This window comes from Massilia sp. UMI-21, from assembly GCA_015277795.1.
Classification (GTDB): Bacteria; Pseudomonadota; Gammaproteobacteria; order Burkholderiales; family Burkholderiaceae_D; genus Telluria.
Genome location: CP063848.1, coordinates 380,711 through 406,470, shown reverse-complemented (window position 1 = coordinate 406,470; position 25,760 = coordinate 380,711). Strand labels below are relative to the sequence as shown.

Annotated in this window: 20 protein-coding genes; 12 read left to right on the top strand and 8 right to left on the bottom strand. The window is 66.5% G+C overall.

Annotated elements, in window-relative coordinates:
* The first annotated feature begins 4 nt into the window (after positions 1-4).
* The 7 genes from IM543_01805 to IM543_01775 all read left to right on the top strand — a co-directional run bounded on the left by IM543_01805 (position 5) and on the right by IM543_01775 (position 9,493).
* Positions 5-1,243, top strand: coding sequence for a glycosyltransferase, exosortase A system-associated (locus tag IM543_01805; GenBank protein QOY94679.1), 1,239 nt, complete (start codon positions 5-7; stop codon positions 1,241-1,243).
* On the top strand, positions 1,240-2,424 hold the full coding sequence (locus tag IM543_01800) for a glycosyltransferase family 4 protein (protein QOY94678.1): 1,185 nt from the start codon (positions 1,240-1,242) through the stop codon (positions 2,422-2,424). Before IM543_01805 ends, IM543_01800 begins: the two co-directional genes overlap by 4 nt.
* A 133-nt stretch (positions 2,425-2,557) precedes the next feature.
* Positions 2,558-3,922 (top strand): putative O-glycosylation ligase, exosortase A system-associated, encoded by a 1,365-nt coding sequence (locus tag IM543_01795; protein ID QOY94677.1) that lies wholly within the window; start codon positions 2,558-2,560, stop codon positions 3,920-3,922.
* Positions 3,922-4,938 (top strand): polysaccharide deacetylase family protein, encoded by a 1,017-nt coding sequence (locus IM543_01790; GenBank protein QOY94676.1) that lies wholly within the window; start codon positions 3,922-3,924, stop codon positions 4,936-4,938. The genes IM543_01795 and IM543_01790 overlap by 1 nt, the downstream gene beginning before the upstream one ends.
* 59 nt (positions 4,939-4,997) lie before the next feature.
* Positions 4,998-6,242, top strand: a complete 1,245-nt coding sequence (locus IM543_01785; protein QOY94675.1) for a glycosyltransferase — start codon at positions 4,998-5,000, stop codon at positions 6,240-6,242.
* A 22-nt stretch (positions 6,243-6,264) separates the two neighbouring features.
* Positions 6,265-7,713: an MOP flippase family protein gene (locus tag IM543_01780; protein QOY94674.1), complete on the top strand. Its 1,449-nt coding sequence runs from the start codon at positions 6,265-6,267 to the stop codon at positions 7,711-7,713.
* Positions 7,714-7,747: 34 nt separating this feature from the next.
* The gene (locus IM543_01775) at positions 7,748-9,493 is read left to right on the top strand and encodes a hypothetical protein (GenBank protein ID QOY94673.1); all 1,746 of its coding nucleotides are present in this window, start codon (positions 7,748-7,750) and stop codon (positions 9,491-9,493) included.
* A 28-nt stretch (positions 9,494-9,521) separates the two neighbouring features.
* Here the strand turns inward: IM543_01775 and IM543_01770 are convergent, their stop codons facing one another.
* Entirely contained in the window at positions 9,522-10,757 is a 1,236-nt protein-coding gene (locus IM543_01770; GenBank protein QOY94672.1) for a pyridoxal-dependent decarboxylase, exosortase A system-associated, read from the bottom strand.
* A gap of 4 nt (positions 10,758-10,761) precedes the next feature.
* Positions 10,762-12,351: an acyl-CoA ligase (AMP-forming), exosortase A system-associated gene (locus IM543_01765; protein QOY94671.1), complete on the bottom strand. Its 1,590-nt coding sequence runs from the start codon at positions 12,349-12,351 to the stop codon at positions 10,762-10,764.
* A gap of 139 nt (positions 12,352-12,490) precedes the next feature.
* Between IM543_01765 and IM543_01760 the strand changes: the two genes are divergently transcribed.
* Genes IM543_01760 through IM543_01740 form a run of 5 tightly spaced genes read left to right on the top strand, consistent with a single transcriptional unit; the run spans position 12,491 to position 16,703 of the window.
* Positions 12,491-13,711 (top strand): aminotransferase class I/II-fold pyridoxal phosphate-dependent enzyme, encoded by a 1,221-nt coding sequence (locus IM543_01760; GenBank protein ID QOY94670.1) that lies wholly within the window; start codon positions 12,491-12,493, stop codon positions 13,709-13,711.
* Complete coding sequence (locus IM543_01755) at positions 13,708-14,757, top strand: GNAT family N-acetyltransferase (protein ID QOY94669.1); 1,050 nt, start codon at positions 13,708-13,710, stop codon at positions 14,755-14,757. The genes IM543_01760 and IM543_01755 overlap by 4 nt, the downstream gene beginning before the upstream one ends.
* On the top strand, positions 14,748-14,996 hold the full coding sequence (locus IM543_01750) for an acyl carrier protein (protein ID QOY94668.1): 249 nt from the start codon (positions 14,748-14,750) through the stop codon (positions 14,994-14,996). The genes IM543_01755 and IM543_01750 overlap by 10 nt, the downstream gene beginning before the upstream one ends.
* Positions 14,993-15,844 (top strand): hydrolase 2, exosortase A system-associated, encoded by an 852-nt coding sequence (locus IM543_01745; GenBank protein QOY94667.1) that lies wholly within the window; start codon positions 14,993-14,995, stop codon positions 15,842-15,844. Before IM543_01750 ends, IM543_01745 begins: the two co-directional genes overlap by 4 nt.
* Positions 15,845-15,848: 4 nt before the next feature.
* The gene (locus tag IM543_01740; GenBank protein QOY96473.1) at positions 15,849-16,703 is read left to right on the top strand and encodes a hydrolase 1, exosortase A system-associated; all 855 of its coding nucleotides are present in this window, start codon (positions 15,849-15,851) and stop codon (positions 16,701-16,703) included.
* 16 nt (positions 16,704-16,719) lie between these two features.
* On the opposite strand, the gene IM543_01735 is transcribed toward IM543_01740, so the two are convergent.
* From IM543_01735 to IM543_01710, 6 genes are all read right to left on the bottom strand, one after another.
* Positions 16,720-18,201, bottom strand: a complete 1,482-nt coding sequence (locus tag IM543_01735; GenBank protein QOY94666.1) for a right-handed parallel beta-helix repeat-containing protein — start codon at positions 18,199-18,201, stop codon at positions 16,720-16,722.
* Complete coding sequence (prsR, locus tag IM543_01730; protein QOY94665.1) at positions 18,198-19,559, bottom strand: PEP-CTERM-box response regulator transcription factor; 1,362 nt, start codon at positions 19,557-19,559, stop codon at positions 18,198-18,200. The genes IM543_01735 and prsR overlap by 4 nt, the downstream gene beginning before the upstream one ends.
* A 13-nt stretch (positions 19,560-19,572) precedes the next feature.
* Complete coding sequence (prsK, locus tag IM543_01725; GenBank protein QOY94664.1) at positions 19,573-21,666, bottom strand: PEP-CTERM system histidine kinase PrsK; 2,094 nt, start codon at positions 21,664-21,666, stop codon at positions 19,573-19,575.
* 88 nt (positions 21,667-21,754) lie between these two features.
* Complete coding sequence (locus tag IM543_01720; GenBank protein QOY94663.1) at positions 21,755-23,158, bottom strand: TIGR03013 family PEP-CTERM/XrtA system glycosyltransferase; 1,404 nt, start codon at positions 23,156-23,158, stop codon at positions 21,755-21,757.
* Positions 23,159-23,175: 17 nt separating this feature from the next.
* Positions 23,176-24,237: an SDR family oxidoreductase gene (locus tag IM543_01715; GenBank protein ID QOY94662.1), complete on the bottom strand. Its 1,062-nt coding sequence runs from the start codon at positions 24,235-24,237 to the stop codon at positions 23,176-23,178.
* A gap of 81 nt (positions 24,238-24,318) precedes the next feature.
* Entirely contained in the window at positions 24,319-25,608 is a 1,290-nt protein-coding gene (locus IM543_01710; protein QOY94661.1) for a nucleotide sugar dehydrogenase, read from the bottom strand.
* Positions 25,609-25,760: the final 152 nt, after the last annotated feature.

Here is a 25,760-nt window from a genome sequence, read left to right as displayed (position 1 = left end):
GATCATGCGCGTCCTCCACGTCCTCGACCACTCGATCCCGCTGCATAGCGGCTACACCTTCCGCACCCGCTCGATCCTGCGCGAACAGCGCGCGCTCGGCTGGGAAACCTTCCACGTCACCGGCTCCAAGCAGAACTCGGGCGAGCAGCTCGAGGAAACCGTGGACGGCCTGCACTTCTACCGCACCCGGGCCTCGAAGAGCGCGCTGGCCAGGCTGCCGGTGCTGAACCAGAAGGAAGTCATCGACGGCCTTACCAAGCGCCTGCTTGACATCATCCCGCAGGTGAAGCCCGACGTGCTGCACGCCCATTCGCCGAGCCTGAACGCGGTCGCCGCCCTGCGCGCCGGCAAGCGCTTCGGCATTCCGGTCGTGTACGAAGTGCGCGCATTCTGGGAAGACGCGGCGGTCGACCATGGCACCAGCAGCGAGAACGGCCTGCGCTACCGCGCCACCCGCGCGCTGGAAACCTGGGCGCTCAGGCGCGCCGACGCCGTCACCACCATCTGCGAAGGCCTGCGCAAGGACATCGTCGCGCGCGGCATCCCGGCCGACAAGGTGACGGTGATCCCGAACGCGGTGGACATCGACAAGTTCTCGGTGGGCGGCAGCGCCGACCAGGATCTCAAGGCCGAACTGGGCCTGCAGGGCGCGCGCCTGATCGGCTTCATCGGCTCTTTCTACGCCTACGAAGGCCTGGACATCCTGCTGCGCGCCGTGCCGCGCCTGAGCGCCGAACTGCCCGACCTGCGCGTGCTGCTGGTCGGCGGCGGTCCCCAGGACGCCCAGCTGCGCCAGCTGGCCAAGGACCTGGGCATCCTTGATAAGGTGGTGTTCACCGGCCGCGTGCCGCACGACCAGGTGCAGAAGTACTACGACCTGCTCGACGTGCTGGTCTACCCGCGCCTGTCGATGCGCCTGACCGACCTGGTGACCCCGCTCAAGCCGCTCGAGGCGATGGCCCAGGGCCGCATCCTGGCCGCGTCGGACGTCGGCGGCCACCTCGAGCTGATCGCCGACGGCAAGACCGGCGTGCTGTTCAAGGCCGACGACCCGGCCTCGCTGGCCGAGAAGGTCGGCGCCCTGCTGCGCGCCGACGCGCTCTGGCCGGCGCTGCGCGCGGCCGGCCGTTACTACGTCGAAACCGAGCGCAACTGGCCGGTCAGCGTGGCGCGCTACCAGGCCATCTACGGTCGCCTCACTGGCCGCCCGGCGGGCCGTGTCGTGGAATCGCGGGCTGCATGAAGATCCTGACTTTCAGCACGCTGTTCCCCAACACGGAAAAGCCGGGCCACGGCATCTTCGTGGAAACCCGCCTGCGCCACCTGGTCGCGACCGGCCAGGTCGAGGCGCGCGTGGTGGCGCCGGTGGCCTGGTTCCCGTCGACCCATCCACGCTTCGGCAACTACGCGAAGATGGCGAAGGTGCCGCGCACGGAAGTGCGCCACGGGCTGCAGGTGGACCACCCGCGTTATATAACGATCCCGAAGATCGGCATGAACGTCGCGCCACTCCTGCTGGCCCAGGCGGCCAAGCCGGCGATCGCGCGCATCATCGACGAGGGTTACGACTTCGACCTGATCGACGCGCACTACTTTTACCCGGACGGCGTGGCCGCGGCGATGCTGGCGCGCTACTTCAACAAGCCGCTGGTGATCACCGCGCGCGGCTCCGACATCACGCTGCTGCCGCAGTACGCGCTGCCGCGCCGCATGATCAGCTGGGCGGCGCGCCGCGCCGATGCCGTGATCACCGTCTGCAACGCCCTGCGCGACGAAGTCGTGGCGCTGGGCGTGCCGCGCGAGCGCGTGACTTCGCTGCGCAACGGCGTCGACCTGCAGCTGTTCCAGCCGGTCGAGCGCCAGCCGAATCCGCTGTTTACCCTGCTCACCGTCGGCCACCTGGTGCCGGTCAAGGCCCAGGAACTGATCATCGCCGCCCTGCCCCTGCTCCCTAGCGTGCGCCTGGTGGTGGCCGGCGACGGACCCAATCGCGGCATGCTCGAAGCGCTGGCGCGCAGTGCGAACGTGCAGGAGCGCGTGCAGTTCCTGGGCGCCGTGCCGCAGGCGCAGCTGCGTGAACACTATGGCGCCGCCGACGCGCTGGTGCTGGCCTCGTCGCGCGAAGGCTGGGCCAACGTGCTGCTCGAATCGATGGCCTGCGGCACCCCGGTGGTCGCCAGCCGCGTCTACGGCACGCCCGAAGTGGTGGCGGCGCCCGAAGCGGGCGTCCTGATGCGCGAACGCAGCCCGCAAGGGGTGGCCGACGCCGTCAACGCGCTGCGCGCGCACTACCCGGACCGGGCCGCGACGCGCCGTTATGCCGAAGGCTTCAGCTGGGACGACACCAGCGCCGGCCAGCTGCGCGTGTTCGGCGAGGTGCTCGCGCGCGGTGTGGCCTGTCCGACAAGAGCTCTGTCATACTGAGCCGTTTACAGGAAAAAAAATGGAATCATTCGTGTGGGCTCTGGATCTGGTCGCAGTGACCTTCCTGTGCTTCTGGGCATTAAAGCAGGACAATCCGCCGAAGCCGAAAGACAGGAAGCGCAAAAGGTGAAGCATGCGTGATCTATTCCTGTTAATGCTGTTGCCGGTCATGCTCTACGCAATGGCGAAACGCCCCTTCATCGCGCTCGGCATGTGGCTCTGGACGGCGCTGTTCTTCCCGAACGGCTGGGTGTATGGCGCCGCGTCGAACATCCGCTACAACCTGCTGTTCACCGCGGTAGCCGTCATCGCCTACGTTCTCATGAAGAACAAGCCGAAGTTCCCGTCCAGCCCTCTCAGCACGCTGGTCATCGTCTTCTTCGTATGGACCACCTTCAGCACCATCATGGGTGTCGGCAAGCCGGAGGTGCAATGGGATATCTGGAGCCGTTTTGCCAAGATCTTCGTCCTGTTCGTATTCGTACTGCTGATCGTCCAGAAAAAGCTGCACGCCGATTTCATGCTGTGGTGCGTGGTGCTGTCGGTCGGGTTTTATGCCAACCTCGAAGCACTCAAGTTCATTGCGACCGGTGGCGGCCACAAGATCGCTGGCATGGAAGGGCACGTGCTTGGCGACCGCAACGAACTGGCAATCGCGTTCGTCATGACCTTGCCGCTCTGTTTTTACCTGCTGGGTGAATACGGGAAGTCGTCGCGCATCATCAGGGCGGGCTTGCTGGGGACGATCAGCCTGCTGGTAATCGGGGTCATCGGCACCCAGTCGCGCGGCGGTTTCATCGCACTGCTCGCGCTGGGCGGCTACCTGTTCGTGAAGAGCGAGCGCAAGGTCCTGATGGGCATCCTGATCATCGCTCTCGGTATCGCCGTGGCGCATCTCGCCTCGAACGAATGGGTCGACCGCATCAATACGATTGAATCGGCCAGTGAAGACGGATCCTTCATGACCCGGGTCGTTTCCTGGAAGCTCAGCTTCATCATGGCGGTGCGCCACCCGTTCTTCGGTGGCGGTTTCAAGGCATTGGAATACTTGCCGAACTGGGTCGACCTGGCGCGGGACTTCTATTCGTATTCCTGGTTCTATACCGGCGACCGCTTTCCCAGCCTGGACTATGCCCGCGCCGCGCACAGCGTGTATTTCCAGGTGCTGGGCGAGCATGGCTTCGTCGGGCTCGCGCTCTACGTATCGATCCTGATCGGCGCTTTCCGCAAGGCGGGGAAAATATCGCGTGCAGCACGCAAGCAGGGCCTGCCTGGCTGGTTCGCAACGCTGGCAACGATGCTGCAGTTGAGTATCTTCGCCTTTGCTCTTGGAGGCGCGGCGCTCAGCTTCGCCTACTTCGACCTGATTTTCGCGATCATCGGTCTTGTGATTGTGCTCGAATCCCGCATCCTCCCAGCAATTGTGTCCGACATAAGGGCGACGGCCGCCACACCGCTGCACGCGCCCGGAATCTTGCTGAAAACGGGCACGAGATAATGGCAACAAAAAAAATCTCCTACTTTACCGAGCGCTTCATTCGCCTTGCCGGCGATGTGCTGGCGCGGCAGGCCGGCGCCAAGGGCGGGGTCTGCGTCGTCAATTACCACCGGGTGCTGGCAGAACATGATCCGCTACTCGCCTCGGAACCCGACCTGCCGACGTTCCGCTGGCAAATGGAGCTGTTAGCACGCTGCTTCAACGTGCTCCCCCTGTACGATGCGGTGCGCGCGGCGGCGAGCGGGACGCTCCCGCCGCGCGCGGTGTGCATCACCTTCGACGACGGTTACCGCTCCGTGCATGACCTGGCGCTGCCGGTGTTGCGCGAACTCGGCCTGCCAGCCACCGTGTTCGTCACCAGCGGCTACATCGGTCAGGGCAATATGTGGAACGACCGCATCGTCGAAGCAGTACAGACGCTGCCGGCGGGACAACTGGACCTGAGTGAACTCGGCCTCGGCGCCTATTCGCTGCGGACCCTGGACGACAGGAAAATCACACTAGGCGCCCTGATCGAACGGTCCAAGTACCTGCCGCCGCAGGCAAGGCATGGCCTGGTCCAGCGTCTCGAAGCCCTGGTGGGCGACGGCCTGGCGTCGGGCCTGATGCTCACACCCGAGATGGTGCGGAACCTGGACCGCCACGGTATCGAAATCGGTGCGCATACGGTATCGCATCCGATATTGACGAGCCTGGACGATACGGATGCGCAGGCCGAGATCAGGGTCGGCAAGCAGCAACTGGAAGAACTCCTTGGCAAGCCGGTGCGGCTGTTCGCCTATCCGAATGGTAAGGTCCAGAAAGACTTCGACGAACGCCACGTTCGGATGGTGCGCGAGGCCGGCTTCGCGGCCGCGTTCACGACCGCGGTTGGCGTCATTACTCGCGACATGGACTGCTTTCAATTGCCGCGTAGCCGCCCTTGGGACGCCACGCCGTTTCGATTCGGTTTGCGGCTTCTTAGCTGGATGATGCAGCGCCCATCGGTGCAACCGACCGGCTCAACCTATACCTGACCGCCGAGCGGACCGCAACGATAGCGGGCCAATCTGCCTGTATGCATGGAATTACAAAGATGACTAAACGTGCTCTCCTGATCGCATTCCACTTTCCGCCCCAGGCGGCGAGCAGCGGAATCCAGCGCACCCTGAGCTTTTCCAAGAACCTGGGCAACTATGGCTGGGAACCGATGGTGTTGTCGGCCCATCCGCGCGCGTATAGCCAGCAAAATCCCTCACAGCTGGCCAGCGTGCCGGCGGGTCTCGTCGTGCGCCGCGTGTTTGCCCTCGACACCAAACGCCACCTCGGCATCAAGGGGCGCTACCTGGAGGCGCTTGCGCTGCCCGACCGCTGGGTGTCGTGGTCGCTGGGCGCGGTACCGGCCGGGCTGTCGCTCATCCGGCGATACAAGCCGCAAGTCATCTGGTCGACCTTCCCGATCTCGACAGCGCACCTGATCGGGCTGGCCCTGCACCGTCTCACCGGCCTGCCCTGGGTCGCCGATTTCCGCGATCCGATGCTGCAGGCCTCGTATCCGGCATCGGCGATCCAGCGCAAGTTCTATCAGTGGATCGAGCACCAGGCGATCACGCGCTGCCACACCGCCGTCTTCACCACGCACAGCGCGCTGGCCGACTATCAGCGCCGCTTCCCCGCCATCGACCACGCCAAGTTCCGGGTGATCGAAAACGGTTACGACGAAGACGGCTTCGATCCCGGTTCCTTCGTTGCACCGGCGCCAGCGCAACAGCGCCGCCTGACGCTGCTGCACAGCGGTGTGCTGTACTCGACCGGGCGCGATCCCTCTCCGTTCCTGCAGGCGGTGGCGGCGCTCAAGCGCCAGGGACATGCCAGCGCCGCTACCTTGCGGGTCGTGCTGCGCGCCCCCGGCGACATGGAAGCGATCGGCAAGCGCGTGCGCGAGATCGGCGTCGAGGACATCGTCGAAGTGGCGCCGCCGGTGCCCTACCGCGACGCGCTCAAGGAGATGCTGGCGGCCGACGGGCTGATGGTATTCCAGGGCACGCCATTCAATACGCAGGTTCCCGCCAAGATCTATGAGTATTTCCGTGCGCGCAAACCCATCATCGGCCTGGTCGACCCGTCCGGCGAAACGGCCCGCGTGCTTGGCGTGGCGGGTTTCCATGATTTGGCCGACATGAATTCAGCCGTCGCGATCCAGCCCGTGCTGCAGTCCTTCATCGAAAAAATGGCCAAGGGCGACGCCACGATCGCCAGCGACGAACTGATCCAGTCATCGTCCCGCAAATACCGCGCCAGCGAGCTGGCCGGTATTTTCGACGGCGCTACCACAGCCTGAGCACGGAGATCGGCACAGCAATATGGCATCCAAACAAAGCGTAGTTTCCGGCGTCAAGTGGACCTCGGTGTCGACCATGGGCCGGCGCATCATGGCGCTGCTGGCAAATATCGCCTTCGCGCGTTTGCTCGAACCGGGTGACTTCGGCCTGGTGGCAATGGCGGGCGTGATCCTCGGCTTCGTCGACATCTTCAAGGATCTCGGCACCGGCACCGCCCTGGTACGCGAAAAGGACATGCGCGACCAACTGCTGTCGAGCGTGTTCTGGCTCAACCTGGGGTTCGGACTGCTCATCACGACGATCGTCATGCTGAGCGCACCCCTGGTGGCGAAGTTCTATATCGAACCGCGCGTGGAGCCGGTGGTGACCGTGATGGCGGTGTCCTTCGTGCTGTCCTCGCTATCGATCGTCCACACCAGCATGCTGATGCGCCAGATGTCCTTCGCCCTGCTGGCCAAGGTGGAGCTGGCGGCGGCCGTGGTCTCGTATATCGTCGGGATCGGCGCGGCCATCCTCGGGCACGGGGTGTGGAGCCTGGTGTACCAGGTAGTGACCAACACGGCCCTGACCACCGTCCTGATCTGGATCGTCAGCAGGTGGCGTCCGAAATTCGTTTTCCTGTGGGCGGAAGTGCGTTCGATCATGGGCTACAGCCTGAACCTGGCCGGCTACAACATCTTCTACTATTTCGCCCAGAACGTGGACAACCTCTTGATCGGCCGTTTCCTCGGAACCGAGGCGCTGGGCCTGTACGATCTCGCGTACAAGCTGATGGTGTTCCCGATGCAGGCCATCTCCGCCGTTTTCAGCCGGGTCATGACGCCCTACTATGCACAGGCCCAGGATGACCTTGCGCGTTTCCGCCAGGCCTTCCTGCGCGTGGCCACGGCCATCGCCTTCCTGACCTTCCCCCTCATGTTCGGGCTGCTGGCAGTGCGCGAACATTTCGTGTTCACGGTTTTTGGCGCGAACTGGGCCCCGGTCATTCCCCTGCTGGCGCTGTTCGCTCCGCTGGCCGCGATCCGTTCGGTACTGACCACGACCGGCTCGATCTACATCGCCATGGGTCGCACCGACCTCCAGCTGCGCTGGGGCGTGCTGTCGAACCTGGTCATCTTCGCCGGTCTGGCGATCGGGCTGCAATGGGGCATCGTCGGTGTCGCCGCCGGCTTCACCATCACGTCGCTATTGCTCATGTATCACAATTTTGCGATTCCCTTCCGCCTGATCGGGCTGCGGCTCGCGGAACTCCTGCGTGCACTATGGCCGACCGTCATCTGTACCGCGCTCATGCTGGTGACGCTGATGCTGCTCGATGCCGCGCTGAGCCCGCATCTGGGCCATGCCGGCCTGCTGATCCTGCTCGTCGGCGTCGGCGCCGCCAGCTACACATTGTTCACCTGGCTCGCCAACCGCAGCATCCTGCATGAATTCCTTGCCACGGTGGGCCTGCGCAAGGCGGCTACCTGAACTTCCAATCGAATCACCGAGAGACAATAAGACCATGACCATTTTCGCTGGCGTATGTAGCCTCAAACCCGATGCAGCCCTGCCTTCCGCCCTGCTGGACGAGCTGCGCAAGCATGTCTCGCGCCAGGCCGATGACAGGCGCCTGGAGCACGGGGCGCCCGGATTCTTCGTTGTCAGCGTCGATATCGGCGCCTTCGGCGCCGACGGACGCGCCGTCGCAGCCGATGGCAGCGTGACGCTCGTGGCTGGCGAGCCCCTGCTTGCCGCCGGCGAAGCTAAAGCAGAATGGAATCGCCAGGACGACGTACAGCTGCTGCAGCGCCTGTTCACGGAAGACGGCGGGAGCGGATTGCGGCAGGCGCGCGGCACCTTCTGCGGCCTGCACTACGACGCGAGCGGCAAGGCGCTGACGCTGTTCGTCGACAAGGTCGGCGTGCGTCCCCTCTATCTGTGGGTGGGCCCCGACTACGTCGTGTTCGCAAGCGCACTGCGCATCCTGGAAGCGCTGCCGCAAGTCACGCGCCAGTTCGACGTACGCGGGGTCACGGAACTGGCCGCCTTCGCTTACGCGCTGGCGGATCGTACCCCCTACCGCGGTATCTCGATGCTCAAGGCGGGAGAATCGGTGCAGGTAAAGGGCGGCCAGGTCGCGCGCACCCAATACTGGCGCTGGGATGGTGCACTCGACCAGCTTGATTACGCAGCGGGTGTGGATCGCGCCTACAGCGAATTCATGAAAGCCATCGCCCGCCGCCAGCGCGGTCAGCGCATCGCCGCCGCCTTCCTCAGCGGCGGCCTGGATTCGCGCGTGATCGTCGGCGGCCTGGCCGCAAACGGCAACGATGTCTACACGGTCAACTATGCGCCGGACGGCAGCCAGGATCAGGTGTTCGCCAAACTGGTCGCGGACAAACTCGGCAACAACCACACGCAGATTGAAACCAACGCCGACAACGTCGGCCAGGGTTACCGCAAGAACGCCGTCAACGCCTGGATCAAGAGCACGTTCGCCGGCGTCGACACGCGCGTACGCCCGCCGCTGATCTGGTCGGGAGATGGGGGCAGCGTCGGCCTCGGCAACGTGTACATGACGCCGGAGATCGTGCAGGCGATGGAACGCGGTGCGACCGACCAGGCAATCACGCTGTTCACGAAGGGGATCCCGAAGCGGATCATCAAGCGCGACTCGCTCGATACCGTGGTGGATCTGCCATTCCAGGGGGTGAAGGATGAACTCGCCGCGATCGACAGTCCCGACCCTGGCCGGAAATTCCAGTTGTTCCTGATGTTCAACGACCAGCGCCGGCACCTCGCCCAGCACTTCGAAGACATCGATGTCGAGCGCATCGAGTTCCAGCTACCCTTCTTCGACGCCGATTTCCTCGACAGCGTCCTGCGCCTGCCAAACGACTGGTTCATGGCCCACCGCTTCTACATGGACTGGCTGGCGCGTTTTCCGAACGGTCTCGATACGATCCCATGGCAGGCCTATCCCGGCCATATTCCCTGCCTGCTGCCCAGCCCTCCAGGCCTGAAATATCAATGGGATGTCTATTATGATAAGAAAATGTATGCCGAGATGCGGCGTGCGAACGCCAAAAACGGTCGTCAGATGCTGGCGTCGAAACGCTTCCCCGACCATCTCATCAGCCGCGGCACCTTGCGACTGGCCAGCCTGCTGACCAGCAGCGGCGTGCGCGACTACAGCTACCTGATCAAGACCGCCGCGGTCTATCACCGTTACTGGAACGCGAGCCACGACCAAACGGCGCGGGCCTGAAGACCGGGCCCTGCCAACGCGCAGGGCCTTACACCAGCACTTCGCGCGCGTCCGGGTGCCCCAGGAAACCGCTTGGGCTGGCACTCAGGCCGTAGGCCCCCGACTGGAACACGACCACCAGGTCGCCCACGTCGGCGCGCGCCAGTTCCATGCGGTCGGCCAGCAGGTCGAGCGGCGTACACAGCGGCCCCACCACCGACACCGCCTCGGTCTCCGGCACCGACATCCGGTTGCCGATCGCGACCGGGTAGTTCTTGCGGATCACCTGGCCGAAGTTGCCCGATGCCGCCAGGTGGTGGTGCAGGCCGCCGTCGGTGACCAGGAACACCTGGCCGCGCGAGACCTTGCGGTCGATCACGCGCGCCACATACACGCCGGCTTCGCCCACCAGGTAGCGGCCCAGCTCGATCGACAGCTGGGCCTGCGGCAGCGCCGCCTGCACCCGCGGCAGCAGCCCGGCCAGGCCGGCGCCGATCGGCGCCAGGTCGAGCGGCGCCTCGCCGGGAAAATACGGAATGCCGAAGCCGCCCCCGATGTTGAGCATGCGTACCGGGCTGCCGCTCGCATCGGCCAGCCGCAGCGCGAGTTCGACCGTCTGCGCCTGCGCCTCGACGATGGCATCGGCCTTCAGGCTCTGCGAGCCGCTGAAGATATGAAAGCCCAGCACGTCCAGTTCCAGCGACGCCGCCAGCGCCAGCATGCGCGGCGCCTCCTCGGCGTCGATCCCGAACTGCTTGGCGCCGCCGCCCATGCGCATGCCCGAGCCCTTCAGTTCGAAGTCGGGATTGATGCGCAGGACCAGCTGCGGCGCGATCCCGAGCTCATCGCCAAGGCGTGCCACTGTCCGGATCTCGCGTTCCGATTCAGCGTGGATGCAGACGCCGGCGGCAATCGCCTGGCGCAGCTCGGCCTCGGACTTGCCGGGGCCGGCGAAACTGATGCGCTGCGGCGCCATGCCGGTGTCGAGCGCGACCTTCAGCTCGCCGCCGGAGGCGACGTCGAGGCCATCGACCAGGCCGGCCAGGTGCTGCACCAGCGCCGGCATCGGGTTGGCCTTGACCGAATAATGCAGCTCCAGCGCCGGCGGCAGGTGCGCGCGCAGGTGGCGCACCCGCGCGCCGAGCAGGGTGCGGTCGTAGGCGTAGAACGGGGTGCTGCCGACGCGCTGGGCCAGGCGGGTCAGCGGGATGCCGCCGACCTGCAGGCAGCCGTCGACGACCGGAAAGCCGGTTTGCGGGGCATGGACTGGTTTGTTGGTACTCATGGTCTCAGGGTCGGAGGCTGTCGAACAGCGCGATGAATGGTGTGCGCAGCGCCGGACGGTCGAACTTGCCGTTCGGGTTGCGCGGCAGCGGGCCGGAACGCAGTTCGATGTGGGCCGGCACCATCCAGGCAGGCAGGCGGCGCTGGCATTCCTTCTGCAGCGCGGCCGGCGCCAGGGAAGGGTCGCGCGCCACGGCCAGCAGCACGATGCCCTGTCCGAGCACGGGATGGGGCACGCCGAAGGCGACCGTTTCCTCGACCAGGCCGCTCGCATGCAAGGCTTCTTCGACCTCGCTCGGACTGACGCGGTAGCCCGACACCTTGATCATGTCGTCGCTGCGTCCGATGAAATACAGGTAGCCGTCTTCGTCGCGGCGCACGGTATCGCCCGACCACACCGCCAGTTCGGTCAGCGGCAAGGCCGGGTCTTGTCCGGGAGCCGGCCGGAAGCGCTCGGCGGTCTTGGCCGGGTCGTTCCAGTAGCCGAGCGACACCAGGGCGCCGCGGTGCACCAGCTCGCCCGGCTCGTCGGCCTCGCACAGGCTGCCGTCCGGTCGCACCACCAGCACCTCGGCATTCGGGATCGCGCGCCCCATCGAGCCGGGACGGCGCGCCAGTTCCGCAGGCGGCAGGTAGGTCGAGCGGAAGGCTTCGGTCAGGCCGTACATCAAAAACAGTTCGGCGCCCGGCAGCACGGCGCGCAGCGCATCGACGGTCGCGCCGGGCATCGCCCCGCCCGAATTGGTCAGGTAGCGCAGGCTGCAGTCAAGCGGCCAGTCCAGCTGCGCCAGCTGGATCCACAGCGGCGGCACCGCGGCCAGGCCGGTGATGCGCTCGGCCAGCACCGCCTTCAGGACGTCGCGCGGGAACAGGTGGTTGATCAGGACCACGGCGGCGCCGCTGAGGAAGGCGGTGGTCAGCTGGCTCAGTCCGTAGTCGAAGCTGAGCGGCAGCACCGCCAGGATGCGGTCTTGCTCGGTATTGCCGAGGTAGCTCGCGACACTGCGCGCCCCGGCCACGATGTTCCGGTGCGACAGCACCACACCCTTGGGCTTGCCGGTGCTGCCGGAGGTGTACAGGATGGCGGCCATGTCGGCGTCGATCGCGCCGTGCGCCGCAGCGCCCGGCGCGTGCGCGCCGTCGGTCCAGGCCTGCAGCCGGCAGCCCGGCGGCAGGCTCGGCGCCGCGGCGGCCGGCACGGCGCCCACCACGATCACGGTGTGCAGATCGGGACAGTCCGCCAGCACCTCGCCCAGCTGGCGCAGGCGCTCGCTGGAAGTGACCAGCACGCGCGCGGCGCAGTCGGCCAGGATGTGGGCGACCTGCGGCCCTTTCAGCAGCGGGTTGACCGGCACAAACACGGCGCCTGCCGCGGACGCGCCGAACATCGCGGCGACCGCCTCGGGGCGCTTTTCCAGGTAGACCGCGACCCGCTCGCGCGCGCCAATGCCGGCGCCGAGCAGCATCGCCGCCGCCGCGCGCACGGCCCGTTCCAGTGCCGCGTAGTCGAGCCGTTCGTCGCCATGCACCAGCGCTTCGGCGGCGGGAAGCCGGCGCGCCGTCGTGAAAATCAAATCGTGAACCAGGTCGCTCATTCAAACCTTCTTGTGCCGGGCGGCAGGGTGGCAGGGGGCCAAAGCGGCGGGCGCCATCTTACCATTTTCGATTCCAATCAGAACAACAAACCAGGCTTGCAAGCCTTATACTGTGTTGCCTAACTTGACAACTTCTGACATGACGGAGCAGCGCCCCAAGATACCGATCGCCCCCGTGCTATCGCGTGCGTCGTTCAGCGCGCCGCCCGGTAGCACGCGCAGCGCCGGCCGGCCGCCCTCGGTGCTCGATGCCGGACAGGTGCGCCAGGTGACCAGCGGCAGGGTGGCGATCGCGCTGGCCCTGCGCGAGATGGGCCTGCGGGCCGGCGACGAGGTGCTGGTGCCGGCCTATCACAGTCCGTCGATGGTGCCGCCGGTCCTGTGGTGCGGCGCCACCCCGGTATTCTACCGGATCGGTCCCGACGCTTCGGTCGACCTGGACGACCTCGCGGCCAGGATCGGCCCGGCGACGCGGGCGCTCATGGTGACCCATTATTTCGGCTTCCCGCAGGACATGGCGACGATCCGCGCCTGGTGCGACGCGCATGGCCTGCTGTTGCTGGAAGACTGCGCGCATGCTTTCTTCGGCATGCATGCCGGCCGCCCGCTGGGATCCTGGGGCGACTATGCGATCGCCAGCAGCATGAAATTCTTCCCGACCTACGAAGGTGGCTGCCTGGTCTCGAGCCGCCACCGGCTCGACCGCGTGGCGCTGCGTTCGGCCGGCCCCGGCTTCGAGGCCAAGGCGGCGCTGGCGGCGCTGGAAAACAGTTTCGCCCACGGCCGCCTGGCGGCGCTCGCCGCCCTGCTGCGCCTGCCCCTGCGCTTTAAAGACCTGGCCTGGCGCGCCCTCAAGTCGCGCCGCGCCGCCACCACCGGCGCCGCGGCCCCGGCCGCCCTGGCGCCGGCCTCGTCCGACAGCGGCTTCGACTTCGAGCCGCGCTGGCTGGACAAGCGCTCGGCGTGGTTTTCGCGCGCGCTCATGCGGCTGGTCTCGACCCGGCGCATCGCCACCCTGCGCCGCCGCCACTACCTGCTGCTGGAACAGGCGGCGCACGGCCTGCCGGGCTGCCGTCCGCTGTTCGCCAGCCTGCCGGCCGACGTCGTTCCCTGGCAATGCCCGCTGGTGTTCGACGATCCCGAAGCCGTGTTCGAACGCCTGCAGGCGGCCGGGGTGCCGCTGGTGCGCTTCGCCCAGCAGCGCTGGCCCGGTGTCGATGCCGCGACCTGCGCCAACAGCGCCATGCTGGCGCGCCGCGTGCTGGCCCTGCCCTGCCACCAGGAGCTGCGCGCGGACGAGTTGGCCTGGATGGGCGCGCAACTGCGCGCGGCACTGCACCCACGGGAGGAAGCCGCATGAACTGGAGCCTGGTCCCCGCAAGCGGCTTTGCCGCGCACCTGCAGGAATGGACGCGGCTGCACCAGCAAGGCCCAGCCTCGCCGCTGCTGGCCGCCGACTTCGTGCTGCCGCTGCTGGAACACTTCGGCGACGGCAGCGAACTGCTGGCCATCTGCCGCCAAGGCGGCCAGACCCTGGCCATGGCGGTGCTGGCGCCGAACGGACGGGCGCGCTGGCAGACCTTCCAGCCGGCCCAGGCGCCGGTGGGAATCTGGCTGCAGCGTCCCGGCCTGGACCACGCCGCGCTGGGCGTCGCGCTGGTGCGCGCCCTGCCCGGTTTCGCCCTGGTGCTGGGACTGACGCAATGCGATCCCGAACTCTATCCGCGCCCCCTGGACACCGGCTGCGTGCAGACGCTGGACTACATCCTCACTGCCCGCATCAGCGTCCGCGGCGGTTTTGCGCAATACTGGGAAGCGCGCGGCAAGAACCTGCGCGGCAACCTCAAGAAGCAGCGCGCCCGGCTCGAACGCGAGGGCATCGTGCCGCGGCTGGAAGTGCTGCGCGCACCGGAAGCCGTGGCGGCGGCAGTGGCCGACTACGGCAACATGGAAAGCACGGGCTGGAAAGCCGGCAGCGGCACCGCGGTCCACGCCGACAATGCCCAGGGACGCTTCTATCGCGACATGCTGGAAGCTTTCTGCCGGCGCGGCGCCGGCAGCATCTATCGCTACTGGTTCGGCGACCGCCTGGTGGCGAGCGACCTGTGCATCGAAGGGCCGGACTGCATCGTGGTGCTCAAGACCGCCTACGACGAATCGGTGGACAAATCGCTCTCGCCCACCCTCCTGATGCGCGAGGAAGAAACCCGGCAGCTGTTCGAGGAAGCGCGCTTTGCGCGCATCGAGTTCTACGGCAAGGTGATGGAATGGCATCTGCGCTGGACGGATGAGGTGCGCACGCTCTACCATCTCAATACTTATCGCTGGCCCGCGCTGCGCAGCTGGCACCGCCGGCTGCAGGCGCGCGCGGCGGGCACTCATTTGACGGAGCAACAATGTATTTGAACGAAGTCAGGAACATCCTCACCGACGTGCTGAACCTGGGCCCGGCGGGCGAGACCCTCGACGCGGATTCCCCCCTGCTGGGCAGCCTGCCGGAACTCGATTCGATGGCGGTGGTCAGCCTGATCGGCGCGCTCGAAGAGCATTTCGGGATCATGGTCGACGACGACGAAATCAGCGCCAGCACCTTTGCCACCCTGGGCAGCCTGGCGGCCTTCGTGCAGGAAAAGCGCGGCGCATGAACGACGCGCGCGCAGGCACCCCCGAGCCCTTCTTCCTGCGGGTCGAGGACGGGGAGCGCTTCTGCCTGTTCCATCCGCCGCGCGGCGAATGCCGCGGCGCGCTGCTGTACGTGCACCCGTTTGCCGAGGAACTGAACCGTTCGCGGCGCATGGCCGCGCTGCAGGCGCGCGCGCTGGCGGCGAACGGCTACGGCGTGCTGCAGGTCGACCTGCACGGTTGCGGCGACAGCAGCGGTGACTTCCTCGACGCCCGCTGGGATGGCTGGAAGCGCGACCTGGAAGCGGCCGCCGCCTGGCTCGACACGCGCCTCGGCCGGCCGCTGACCCTGCTGGGACTGCGGCTCGGCGCCGCCCTCGCGCTCGACTTTGCCCGCAGCGCCGCCCTGGCGCAGCCGCTGGCCGCGATCGTGCTGTGGCAGCCGGTGCTGGCCGGACAAGGTTTCGTGACGCAGTTCCTGCGCACCCGCATCGCGGCCGACATGCTGGCCGGCGGCGACACCCGAAGCGGCACCGCCGCCCTGCGCGCGACGCTCGCGCGCGGCGAATCCCTGGAAGTGGCCGGCTACGAAGTGCATCCCGAACTGGTGCGGGCGATTGAGGCCCTCGATGCCACCGCCCTGGCGCCGCGCACGGCGCCGCTGCACTGGTTCGAGGTGGCGGCCGGCGCCGACCGGCCCATCGCACCGGCCACCACCAACATCGCGCGCGCCTGGCGCGCCCTGGGCGTGCAGCTGCAATTGAAGCAGGTCGTCGGACAGCAATTCTGGGCCAGCCCGGAAACCGGCGAATGTCCGGACCTGGTCGCGGCCACCTGCGAAGCGCTGAAGGAGCCGGCCAATGCAGCCTGAGTCCATGCGCTACCAGGAAAAGGCGCTCGCCTTCCCCTGCGGCGGCGAGTCGCTGGTGGGCGTGGCCACGCTTCCCGAACGGCCAGGCGCGCGCGGCGTGCTGGTCGTGGTCGGCGGCCCGCAATACCGCGCCGGCAGCCACCGCCAGTTCACCCTGCTCGCCCGCGCCCTGGCCGAACAGGGCATCCCGGCCATGCGCTTCGATGTGCGCGGCATGGGCGACAGCAGTGGCGAAGCGCGCGGCTTCGAAGACCAGAAGGCCGATATCCGCGCCGCCATCGATGCCTTCACGGCCTGCGTGCCGGAGATGCGCGAGGTGGTGCTGTGGGGCCTGTGCGACGGCGCTTCAAGCGCCGCCATGTATGCCGGCGGCGATGCCCGGGTGGCCGGGCTGGTGCTGCTCAATCCGTGGGTGCGCACCGAAGAGAGCCTGGCGAGGGCCACCGTGAAGCATTATTACCGCGAGCGCGTGTTCTCGCCGGAACTGTGGAAAAAGATCTTTGCGGGCCGTTTTGCACTGCGTCCCGCGCTGGCCTCGCTGCTGGGCCAGCTGCGCGCGCTGCGGCCTGCGCCCCGAACGCCAGGCAGGGACGGTGCCGGCTGCGGCCGCACCCTGCCCGAACGCATGCACGACGGCCTGGCGCGCTTCCCCGGCCAGGTGCTGCTGGTGCTGAGCGGCGCCGACCTCACCGCGCGCGAATTCGCCGACCTGTCGGGCGCCTCGCCGCAGTGGCGCCAGCTGCTGGCGGCGCCACGCTTCACCCGGCATGAGCTGGCGCCGGCCGACCACACCTTCTCGCGGCGCGCCTGGCGCGACCAGGTCGCCGCCTGGACCGCCGACTGGCTGCGCGCCTGGTGACACCGGCCCTGCTTGCTCAGTGAGCGGTGCTGTTCGGCGCCGTGCCGGCGGAAGAAACTGCCGTGGGCGCTAGCAGGCAGGCCGCGAAATCCTCGAAGGCGCCGTAGGCCTGCGTCGCCGGACGGCGCGCGCCGCACAAATCCACCGACGATGTACGGGTCGTTCGACGCGGCGGCTCGCCGTCCCAGCGCAAATCGAAGGCATCGGGCGCGGCAAACAGGCCGCGCTGCGGATGCAGGCCCGCATACATGGCCGCCACCGAACTGCTGCGGTTGTCGCCCAGCCTGAGGAGGCCGCCATTGCGGCTCGTCACCGGACCGTCGATCAGATTGCCATCCAGCTCGGCGCTGCTCTCCGGGTAGCGCACCTGCACCCCGGCGGTGTCGAGCAGGGTGTTGTCCACCAGCCGCGAGCCGGCAGCGCTGTTGACGTAGACGCCGGCGTCGGAACACGCGGCGACCAGGTTGGCGCGCATGATGCCCGCTTCGTGCTCGGTGATGCAGCGCCCGTCGCGGCAGTACTGGCGGCCAGTGCCGCCGCCGCCGAACGAGAGCCCGACCCGCTGTCCCGGCATCCCCTGCAGCTTCTGCTCGCACAGCACCACATTGCGTTCGAATACGGTGCGCGCCGCGGCTCCCTTGGCGAAGGCGCCATAGCTGATCCGGTCGCCCTGGGCCTTGACGAAATCGGTGATCAGGTTGGCACGGATGGTCCAGTCGCTGGCCGCCACCAGGTCGATCGGCGTGACCGGATTGCTGGTCCGGCGCGGCGCCGTATTGCTCAGGGTGTTCGCTTCGATCACACCATGGTCGGGAAAGCCGTTGCGGTTGCCGTTGATCTTGAAGTGGGCGTTGAAGTCGAGGATGCGGTTGTTGCGCGCGACGAAGTGGGCGCCCTTGCCGACCACGTGGAAGGCATGCTCGCAGGCCCCCGCCCGGGCGCAGGCGCCGCGGATCTCGAGGTTCTCGAAACGCCAGTAGGGCGCCGCCACCACGATGCCGACGCTGTTCGCGACTTCCAGCACCACGCTGCCCGGGCGCTCGGCGCGCACCACGATCGGCACGCCCGCCACGCCCGGCCGGGTGGCGGCCAAGGGGGCGGTGATCCGGTAGACGCCCGGCGCGAAGCGGATGATGTCGCCGGAGACGGCTTGCGCGAAGGCGCGTTGCGCCTCGGGCACCGAACGCACCAGCTTGACCGCGTCGGCGGTCGCCTCGGCCGCCGGGACCGGCACGGGCTGGGCGCCGACCTTCAGCGCCGGCAGTGCGTAGCGGGTGGGATCGCCGCGGTCCAGCCCGCGCAGCGCGGCGCCGAGCCAGTTGCCGGTGCCCGTGATGATCTCGTTGTGGCCGGCGGCGCGTTTCTCGACGTAGGGTGCGAGCGCGCGCGGCGTGATGCCCTTGTCCTGCAGGTACAGCAAGCCGGCGGCGGCGACTGCCAGGCCAGCCAGCGCCGGCACGGCCGCCAGCAGCAGGCCGCGCCTGACGCCGCGCTTCATGCGCCGGCCTTGATACCGTGCCGCGACAACAGGTCGTACAGGGTCGGGCGGCTCACGCCCAGCACTTCCGAGGCCTTGACGATGTTGCCGTCGACCCGGGCCAGCGCCTTGACGATGGCCTTGTACTCGGCCTCGTCGCGCACCTGGCGCAGGTTGATCGGTTCTTCTTCCGCGCCTTCGCCCGGCAGCCCGAGGTCGTCGGCCACGATGGTATTCCCGTCGGCCATGATGACCGCGCGCTTGATGTAGTTTTCCATTTCGCGCACGTTGCCCGGCCACGGGTAGGCCTCGATCGCGGCGATCGCATCGGGTGCGAAATGCAGCGAGGAGCGCCCTTCCGCGGCACAGAACTTGTTCTTGAAGTGGTGGGCCAGCAGCGCGCTATCGCCCTCGCGCTGGCGCAGCGGCGGAATGGTCACCACGATTTCGGACAGGCGGTAATACAAGTCTTCGCGGAAGCGGCCCTGGGCGCACAGTTCCTTGAGTTTCTGATGGGTCGCGCAGACGATGCGCACGTCCACCGGGATTTCCTCGTGGCCGCCGATGCGCTCGATCACGCGCTCCTGCAGGAAGCGCAGCAGCTTGGCCTGCAGCGCCATCGGCAGGTCGCCCACTTCGTCGAGGAAGAAGGTGCCGCCGTGCGCCAGTTCGACCTTGCCCTTGGTCTGCTTGGCCGCGCCGGTGAAGGCGCCCTTTTCGTAGCCGAACAGTTCGCTCTCGAGCAGGTTCTCGGGAATCGCCGCGCAATTGATCGCCATGAAGCGCTCCTTGGCGCGCGGCGACAACTGGTGCAGGGCGCGCGCCAGCACTTCCTTGCCGGTGCCCGATTCGCCCAGCAGCATCACCGAAGCCGAGGTCGGCGCCACCTTCTCGATGTTGCGGCAGACCTTCGACATGCCCGGATCGCGCGAGATCACGCCGGCCAGCGGCGAGTCGGCCTGGGCCTGCTGCATGCGGCGATTCTCCTGCTGCAGGTTATGCAGGAAGAAAGCGCGCTGGATCACCAGGTTCAGCACTTCCGGGTCGCAAGGCTTGTGGTGGAAGTCGTAGGCGCCCAGGCCGATCGCCTTGACTGCGTTGGTGTGGTCCTGGTTGCCGGTCAGGACGATGACGCGGGTGTCCGGCGCCAGCGCCAGGATCTGCTGCAGCGTCGCCAGGCCTTCGGTCGAGCCGTCCGGGTCGGGCGGCAGGCCGAGGTCCATGGTGCACACGGCCGGCTCGTGGCGCCGGATCTGGGCCAGCGCCGCCTCGCGGTCGCCGGCCACCACCACGTCGTAGGCGTCGAGGCTCCAGCGCAGCTGTTTCTGCACGCCGGGATCGTCCTCGATGATCAAGAGTTTCGGTTTGGTCTGGCTCACGTTGTTTCCTCTGTCAGGCGGCGCGCTGGATGCGCTGGTCCGCCGGCGTTTCTTGTTGGTGAAGCGGCAGCAGCACCCGGAAGGTGGTGCCGGCGCCCGGCGTGCTGCTCACCTCCAGGCTGCCGCCCAGTTCATTGATGTATTCACGGCTCTCGAACACCCCGATGCCCATGCCGGCCGACTTGGTCGACTCGAAGGGCTTGAACAGGCGCTCGCGGATGAAGTCGTCGCTCATGCCTTCGCCGGTGTCGACGATCTCGATCATGGCATGCCCGGCCTCGCGCGCCAGGCGAATCCTGACGCTGCCGGTGCGCGGCGTGGCCTCGATTGCGTTCTGGATCAGGTGCCCCACCACCCGCTCGAGACGCTCGCGGTCGGCCAGCACGCGCAGCGATGCATCCTCGACCGCCATCACCGGGCGCGGCTCGAAGGCGGCCTTCAGCGCCACCGCCTGGCTGACCACCTGGTCCAGCGCCAGCGCCAGCGGCTGCTCCTGGGACTCGGTGCGGCCGAGCTTTTGCAGCATGATCTTCATCTTCTGCACCGAATAGTCGACCGTTTCCAGCATGTCGGCCTGGAACTCGGGGTTGTCCTTGTGCTTGGCGGCGTTGGCGTTCATCAGGGAAAGCTGCAGCACCAGGTTCTTCAGGTCGTGCACGACGAAGGTCGACATGCGGTTGAAGGATTCGAACTGGCGCGCCACCATCAGCGCGCGGGCGGCGTCCTGTTGCGCCAGTTGGCTGGCGGCCTGGCTGCCCGCGATCTCGAGCACGTCGATGACTTCCCAGTTCAGCTTGACGGGGCTGCGCGGGTTCTGCAACAGCACGAAGCCGAACAGGCGCGCGTGCAGCATCAGCGGCACCACCAGCCAGGCGCGCGGATACTCGCCCAGCCATTCGGGCAGCACCAGGGCCTCGTACTTGTCGGGGCTGTGCGCATATTCGTGCAGGTCGATCACCCATTGGCTGGCCTCGAGGAACTGGCAGAACGGCGACGCGGCCGCTTCGCGCGCCGCCAGCGCCGGCACCTGCCAGTGCGCCACCGGTTCGTAGTGGCCCGACTCGCGCCGCTGCCACAACGCGCCGCCCGGGCTCTCGACCAGTGCCGCCACCGCCTCGATGACGCGCTCGCCCAGGTCCGGGCCCGGCTTGGACAGGGTGCGCGTGAAGCGCATCCACTCTTCGCGGTAATCGTAGTTGTAGCGGTAGAAGTGCTTGCTGATGAAGACCTTCAGGCGCGCCCGGAAGCTGCCCGAAAACAGCACCCCGGCCAGCAGGATCACGGCCCCGAACAGGAAGGTCACCTGCATCACCGTGCCCCAGTTGCCGCCGAAATAACGCAAGTAGTAGCCGGCCGAACCCATCGCCAGCAGGTAGAGGGCGGAACCGAACAGCGTGGCCGAATGGAACATGGCGCGGCGCGACACCGCCAGCGGCGAGGACCAAAGCTTGCTGCGCCCGAGCGAGACCGCGATCAGGGGCACGGTCAGCGCGTTGATCAGGCCGCGCGCGGCCCAGATGTCGGTGTCGACGCTGCGGAACAGCAGCGTGTGGCTGTAGAGATAGAAATCATAGGCGAACATGGCGCCGATGCCGAGGCAGGCGAACTTCACGGCCCAGCGTTCGTGCATGGTGCGGTTGCGGTACACCAGTTCGACCAGCAGCATGCCGGTCACCGCCATCGCAACCCGCAGCGCGATCGGCAATGCTCCCGGGCGCTCGGCCAGTCCCAGGCTCAGCCAGCCGCCGGCGGCGGCGGCCAGGCAGGCGAGATAGGCGAACGCGCCCAGCACCAGCACCGGCTGCAGGCGCAGCGGCATCCGGCTGGCGGGATCGGTGAAATGGCCGCGCAGGACCAGCAGGAACACCGACCAGGCGGCGTTGCGCAGCAATTCGGTGCTGTCGGCCAGCGGCGACCAGATGTCGCCGTACGCGGCTTCCCAGGCCAGGGTCGCGCCCCACAGGACGCTCGACAGGCAGGCCAGGCCGAGCGCCACATCGTGCCGGCGCCGCTGGCGCACCGCCAGCGGTGCGCCCAGCACAAGGAAGCACACGGCCACCAGCGCGTAGCTGTAGGCCGCGATACTGGTCAGGGAAACATCGTCCATGGGAGTAGCCTGGCGGCGCCGGAAGGGAGGAACAAGGCTCGCGTCGGCCCGGCGCACCGGTGCGCCGGGCGGGACTGGAGTTCGCCGCTCACTGGCCGCGGCGGAGCAGGACGACCTTGAGCGTGTTGATCAGGACAAGGACGTCGAGGAAGAGGCTGTTGTTCTTGACGTAGTACAGGTCGTACTGCAGCTTCTGCAGCGCATCCTCGGCCGAGGAACCGTAGCCGTAGCGCACCTGGGCCCAGCCGGTGATGCCCGGCTTGACGCTGTGGCGCACGTTGTAATACGGGACCACTTCGATCAGCTGCTCGACAAAATAAGGACGTTCCGGACGCGGGCCGACGAAGGACATCTGGCCCTTGAACACGTTGAGGATCTGCGGCAGTTCGTCGATGCGGGTCTTGCGCATGAAGTTGCCGAAGCGGGTGACGCGCGGGTCGTTCTTGGCGGCCCACTGCGGCTTGCCGCTCTTCTCGGCATCGGCGCGCATGCTGCGGAACTTGTGGACGCGGAAGGTCTTGCCATCCTTGCCCACCCGCTCCTGCGAGTAGAACACCGGGCCGCCGTCTTCGAGCTTCACCAGCAGTGCGGCCAGCAGCATCAGCGGCAGCGTCATGATCAGGATCAGGAGGCTGCACACCAGGTCGAAGCTGCGCTTCATGAAGGTGCGCGCGAAACTCTGGTCGAAGCCGCCGCCGAACACCAGCCAGGAAGGCTGGAGGGAGTCGACGCGGATCTGGCAGGTCTCGCGTTCGAAGAAGGTGGCGGCGTCGGTGACGCGGATGCCTTGCAGCTTGCAGTCGAGCAGTTCCTTGATCGGGAAGCCGCCGCGGCGGTTCTGCACCGACACCACGATTTCCGACACGTTGTGCTGGCGCACCAGCGACACCAGCGAATCGCCGTCGCGCACCTTCAGCAGGTTATCCGACGGTACGCACAGTTCCTCGCCGGCGCTCGGAACGAAACCGGCGATGTTATAGCGGTGATAATTCGAATTCTTCTGCGCCAGCTCGCTGCACTCCTTGGCCAGCGGACCGCTGCCCAGGAACATGATGCGCGACTGCAGGAAGCGCGCCTCGGACGACTTGAAGAAGGCCATCCGCGCCAGGAAGATGCCGGTGCCGGCCAGGATGAAGACCAGGGCCATGGTGCCGCGCCCGAAGGACAGTTCCGGCGCCATGTAGAACACCAGCGCCAGGATCGCGAAGCCCATCAGGAAGGACGGCATCAGCTTCATGAAGAAGGGATGGCGCAGGCCTTCGTCGAAGTCGAGCTGGTACATGCCCATCGCGCTCATGCTGAAGATGATCGCCACCGTGAACGCCACCGCCGACGTGAAGAAATGGTCGAGATGGGCCGCCGCAGCGGCGTCGCCGAACTCGAGCATGCGCACTGCCGCGCCGATGTAGGCTGCCCCCAGCAGCACCAGCACTTCGACGAACAGCAGCAGGAAAACGATCTTCGATACGTAATGGTTAGAGATCCTGAACACAGTAGCCTCCCCGATTCTTATTGCGTACTTGCTTGTGCATGTGTATCCCCCGATGGCGCGAGCGACTGCACGTACCACGCCATTGCCTGTTGCAAGCCCTCGCCGATCTTGTGCGTCGGCTGGTAGCCCAGCAGGCTGGCCGCTTTGCCGATGTCGGCCTGCGAATGCCGTACGTCGCCGCGGCGGAAGTCGACGTACTTCGGCTGGTGCGCGTCGAGGTGCGGGAAACGCTCCCGCAGCAGCGTGCGCATCATGCCGTACAGCTGGTTCAGACTGGTGCGTTCGTTGACCGCGATGTTGTAGACCTGGTTGGCCGCATCGCCTGGCGCCAGCGCCGACAGCAGGTTGGCCTGCACCACGTTATCGATGTAGCAAAAGTCGCGGCTGGTCTCGCCGTCGCCGTTGATGCGCAGCTCGTCGTTGCGGATCAGCGCCGCCACCCATTGCGGGATCACGGCGGCATAGGCGCCGTTCGGGTCCTGGCGCGGGCCGAATACGTTGAAGTAGCGCAGGCCGATCGACTCCATGCCGTAGGTGCGGCCGAACACGTTCGCGTACAGCTCGTTGACGTACTTGGTCACCGCATACGGCGACAGCGGGCTGCCGATGCGGTCCTCGACCTTGGGCAGGGCCGGATGGTCGCCGTAGGTCGAGCTCGACGCAGCGTAGACGAAGCGCTTCACTTTCGCGTCGCGTGCCGCGACCAGCATGTTGAGGAAGCCGGTGACGTTGGTCTCGTTGGTGCCGATCGGGTTGTCGATCGAACGCGAGACCGACCCCAGCGCCGCCTGGTGCAGGACGAAGTCGGTGCCGGCGCAGGCGCGGGCGCAGTCGGCCTCGCTGCGGATATCGCCTTCGATGAAGACGAAACGTTCCCAGGCTTCGGGACCGACCGCCTCACGGACCTGATCGAGATTATGGCGGTGTCCGGTCGCAAAATTATCCAGGCCGGTGACCCGCTGGCCAAGCCGGAGCAGCGCTTCGACCAGATTCGAACCGATGAAGCCGGCCGCACCGGTCACGAGCCAGTGATGGCGTTGCTGCAGCAGGTGTTGCTGGACGTCTTGAAACTTATTCACTTCGAACACTTTCTCGGTCACACCGGGGATGCCGGCGTTGCCGCAGCGCACATGCGCTGCGGCGGGTGCAGGGCGTGTGGATTACAGGCGCCAGACGCAGTAGCCGGCTTCCTGCAGCGCTTTCGGATCGAACTGCGATTTCACGTCGATGAAGCAGCCATTCTCGTTGAGCTTGGACTGGAAGTCAGCCAGAGAAAGCGCCAACACTTCTTTGTGTGGTACGGCGACCACAACAGCATCGGCTTTCGGCAGGCTGTCCCAGCTTTGCAGCGTGATGCCGTATTCGTGCTGCGCTTCCTCGGCCTCGGCCTGCGGGTCGAACACGTGCACTTCGCAGCCGTAGCTCTCGAGTTCGTGGACGATGTCGGCCACTTTCGAGTTGCGCAGGTCGGGGCAGTTTTCCTTGAAGGTCAGGCCGATGACGTTGACCTTGGAGCCCTTGACGTGGAAGCCCGACGAGATCATCGACTTGACGGTCTTCTCGGCCACGAACTTGGCCATGCCGTCGTTGATGCGGCGGCCGGCCAGGATCACCTGCGGGTGGTAGCCGAGCATCTCGGCCTTGTGGGTCAGGTAGTACGGGTCCACGCCGATGCAGTGCCCGCCGACCAGGCCCGGGCGGAACGGCAGGAAGTTCCACTTGGTGCCGGCTGCCTTCAGTACTTCGAGGGTGTCGATGCCGACTTTGTCGAAGATGATGGCCAGTTCGTTCATCAGGGCGATGTTCAGGTCGCGCTGGGTGTTCTCGATGACCTTCGCGGCCTCGGCCACCTTGATGCTGGAGGCGCGGTAGACGCCGGCGGTGATCACCGATTCGTACAGCTGGGCGATGCGCTCGAGGGAGGCGTCGTCGTCGCCCGACACCACCTTCAGGATGGTGGTCAGGGTGTGTTCCTTGTCGCCCGGGTTGATGCGCTCCGGCGAGAAGCCGACGTGGAAGTCTTCTTTCCACTTCAGGCCCGACTGCTGCTCCAGGATCGGGATGCAGACGTCTTCGGTCGCGCCCGGGTACACGGTGGATTCGTAGACGACCACGGCGCCGCGCTTCATATTGGCGCCGACCGACTTGCTGGCGCCGATCAGCGGGGTGAAATCCGGATTATGCGCGATGTCGACCGGGGTCGGGACCGCCACCACGATATAGTCGGCCTGGGCCAGCATGGCTGGGTCGGTGGTCACTTCCAGGTGACGCGACTCCTTCAGCTGCTCGCTCGAGACTTCACCGGTCGGGTCGACGAAACGTTTATAGTTCTCGATCTTGCTCGCGGACAGGTCGAAGCCGATAGTCCGCCCTTTTTTGCCGAATTCAACTGCCAGCGGCAAGCCGACATATCCGAGTCCTACTACTGCGACGACTTCATCTGCTTTCATAATCGGGTTCCGTTCAAGAATTAGATTTTGCTATTATGCTAACTTTACTATAGCACGGAAGCTCAGCCGTGCAAACTCAGCAATTGTGTTTTGTCGAAAAGTAACCACACGAAAGGCAGAATGATAAAAAAATATTACTAAACTACCACGTC